This window comes from Vibrio sp. 970, assembly GCF_033339075.1.
The window spans coordinates 1-2,881 of the sequence record NZ_JAWOTW010000047.1; the positions used below are offsets into that span (position 1 = coordinate 1).

The following is a 2,881-nucleotide window of genomic DNA, read 5'->3' on the forward strand; positions in this document are numbered from 1 at the left end:
CCGCGATCAAGCAGGTGCGACAGACGTCATACTAGATATCAAGCGACTTCTCCTATCCCCTGGGAACACATCAATCTTACCGGAGAATATCGTTGGCCAAAGCCTTAGCGTAGGATTTCGCCCTCTCCCGCAAACGACCCCTATTTGCGGAACTGCGGGCGTGGCGCTGTTGGTGTTGACACCAAACGCAGCGCTAGATCCTGTCGGCGTCGCAGCGGGCCTGGCGGGGGCGGTTTCCATGGCGTTCGGAACCGTGCTGACCCGCAAGTGGCAACCTCCCGTGCCTCTGCTCACCTTTACCGCCTGGCAACTGGCGGCCGGAGGACTTCTGCTCGTTCCAGTAGCTTTAGTGTTTGATCCGCCAATCCCGATGCCTACAGGAACCAATGTTCTCGGCCTGGCGTGGCTCGGCCTGATCGGAGCGGGTTTAACCTACTTCCTTTGGTTCCGGGGGATCTCGCGACTCGAACCTACAGTTGTTTCCTTACTGGGCTTTCTCAGCCCGGGGACCGCCGTGTTGCTAGGATGGTTGTTCTTGGATCAGACGCTGAGTGCGCTTCAAATCATCGGCGTCCTGCTCGTGATCGGGAGTATCTGGCTGGGCCAACGTTCCAACCGCACTCCTAGGGCGCGTATAGCTTGCCGGAAGTCGCCTTGACCCGCATGGCATAGGCCTATCGTTTCCACGATCAGCGATCGGCTCGTTGCCCTGCGCCGCTCCAAAGCCCGCGACGCAGCGCCGGCAGGCAGAGCAAGTAGAGGGCAGCGCCTGCAATCCATGCCCACCCGTTCCACGTTGTTATAGAAGCCGCATAGATCGCCGTGAAGAGGAGGGGTCCGACGATCGAGGTCAGGCTGGTGAGCGCCGCCAGTGAGCCTTGCAGCTGCCCCTGACGTTCCTCATCCACCTGCCTGGACAACATTGTTTGCAGCGCCGGCATTCCGATGCCACCCGAAGCAAGCAGGACCATGATCGGGAACGCCATCCATCCCCGTGTCGCGAAGGCAAGCAGGATGTAGCCTGTGCCGTCGGCAATCATTCCGAGCATGAGTGCCCGCCTTTCGCCGAGCCGGGCGGCTACAGGGCCGGTGATCATTGCCTGGGCGAGTGAATGCAGAATGCCAAATGCGGCAAGCGAAATGCCGATCGTGGTCGCGTCCCAGTGAAAGCGATCCTCGCCGAAAATGACCCAAAGCGCGGCCGGCACCTGTCCGACAAGTTGCATGATGAAGAAGACCGCCATCAGGGCGGCGACGACGGTCATGCCCCGGGCCCACCGGAACGAAGCGAGCGGGTTGAGAGCCTCCCGGCGTAACGGCCGGCGTTCGCCTTTGTGCGACTCCGGCAAAAGGAAACAGCCCGTCAGGAAATTGAGGCCGTTCAAGGCTGCCGCGGCGAAGAACGGAGCGTGGGGGGAGAAACCGCCCATCAGCCCACCGAGCACAGGTCCCGCGACCATCCCGAACCCGAAACAGGCGCTCATGAAGCCGAAGTGCCGCGCGCGCTCATCGCCATCAGTGATATCGGCAATATAAGCGCCGGCTACCGCCCCAGTCGCCCCGGTGATGCCGGCCACGATCCGCCCGATATAGAGAACCCAAAGGAAAGGCGCTGTCGCCATGATGGCGTAGTCGACAGTGGCGCCGGCCAGCGAGACGAGCAAGATTGGCCGCCGCCCGAAACGATCCGACAGCGCGCCCAGCACAGGTGCGCAGGCAAATTGCACCAACGCATACAGCGCCAGCAGAATGCCATAGTGGGCGGTGACGTCGTTCGAGTGAACCAGATCGCGCAGGAGGCCCGGCAGCACCGGCATAATCAGGCCGATGCCGACAGCGTCGAGCGCGACAGTGCTCAGAATTACGATCAGGGGTCTGTTGGGTTTCACGTCTGGCCTCCGGACCAGCCTCCGCTGGTCCGATTGAACGCGCGGATTCTTTATCACTGATAAGTTGGTGGACATATTATGTTTATCAGTGATAAAGTGTCAAGCATGACAAAGTTGCAGCCGAATACAGTGATCCGTGCCGCCCTGGACCTGTTGAACGAGGTCGGCGTAGACGGTCTGACGACACGCAAACTGGCGGAACGGTTGGGGGTTCAGCAGCCGGCGCTTTACTGGCACTTCAGGAACAAGCGGGCGCTGCTCGACGCACTGGCCGAAGCCATGCTGGCGGAGAATCATACGCATTCGGTGCCGAGAGCCGACGACGACTGGCGCTCATTTCTGATCGGGAATGCCCGCAGCTTCAGGCAGGCGCTGCTCGCCTACCGCGATGGCGCGCGCATCCATGCCGGCACGCGACCGGGCGCACCGCAGATGGAAACGGCCGACGCGCAGCTTCGCTTCCTCTGCGAGGCGGGTTTTTCGGCCGGGGACGCCGTCAATGCGCTGATGACAATCAGCTACTTCACTGTTGGGGCCGTGCTTGAGGAGCAGGCCGGCGACAGCGATGCCGGCGAGCGCGGCGGCACCGTTGAACAGGCTCCGCTCTCGCCGCTGTTGCGGGCCGCGATAGACGCCTTCGACGAAGCCGGTCCGGACGCAGCGTTCGAGCAGGGACTCGCGGTGATTGTCGATGGATTGGCGAAAAGGAGGCTCGTTGTCAGGAACGTTGAAGGACCGAGAAAGGGTGACGATTGATCAGGACCGCTGCCGGAGCGCAACCCACTCACTACAGCAGAGCCATGTAGACAACATCCCCTCCCCCTTTCCACCGCGTCAGACGCCCGTAGCAGCCCGCTACGGGCTTTTTCATGCCCTGCCCTAGCGTCCAAGCCTCACGGCCGCGCTCGGCCTCTCTGGCGAGGCGGATGTGACGCGGGTGCGCTTCGTGAAATCAGCCCAGCGGCTCGGATTCAGCCTCGACGAGATCGCAG

At 62.0% G+C, this 2,881-nt stretch carries 2 protein-coding genes and 3 pseudogenes; 3 read left to right on the top strand and 2 right to left on the bottom strand.

The features are described 5' to 3' along the window. Nucleotides 1–142: 142 nt before the first annotated feature. Nucleotides 143–658 (top strand): annotated as a pseudogene (locus tag R7Q11_RS24510) (DMT family transporter); the annotation flags it as partial. Nucleotides 659–689: 31 nt separating this feature from the next. Here R7Q11_RS24510 and tet(A) read toward each other — a convergent pair. Next, on the bottom strand, nucleotides 690–1,889 hold the full coding sequence (gene tet(A), locus R7Q11_RS24515; RefSeq protein WP_001973670.1) for a tetracycline efflux MFS transporter Tet(A): 1,200 nt from the start codon (nucleotides 1,887–1,889) through the stop codon (nucleotides 690–692). Between the two features lie 105 nt (nucleotides 1,890–1,994). On the opposite strand from tet(A), the gene tetR(A) reads away from it, so the two are divergent. Then, nucleotides 1,995–2,645: a tetracycline resistance transcriptional repressor TetR(A) gene (gene tetR(A), locus R7Q11_RS24520; RefSeq protein ID WP_000164043.1), complete on the top strand. Its 651-nt coding sequence runs from the start codon at nucleotides 1,995–1,997 to the stop codon at nucleotides 2,643–2,645. A 31-nt stretch (nucleotides 2,646–2,676) separates the two neighbouring features. On the opposite strand, the pseudogene R7Q11_RS24525 reads toward tetR(A), so the two are convergent. Continuing rightward, a pseudogene (locus R7Q11_RS24525) lies at nucleotides 2,677–2,811 on the bottom strand (relaxase); the annotation flags it as partial. On the opposite strand from R7Q11_RS24525, the pseudogene R7Q11_RS24530 reads away from it, so the two are divergent. After that, nucleotides 2,806–2,881, top strand: a pseudogene (locus R7Q11_RS24530) (MerR family DNA-binding protein); the annotation flags it as partial. The pseudogenes R7Q11_RS24525 and R7Q11_RS24530 overlap by 6 nt on opposite strands.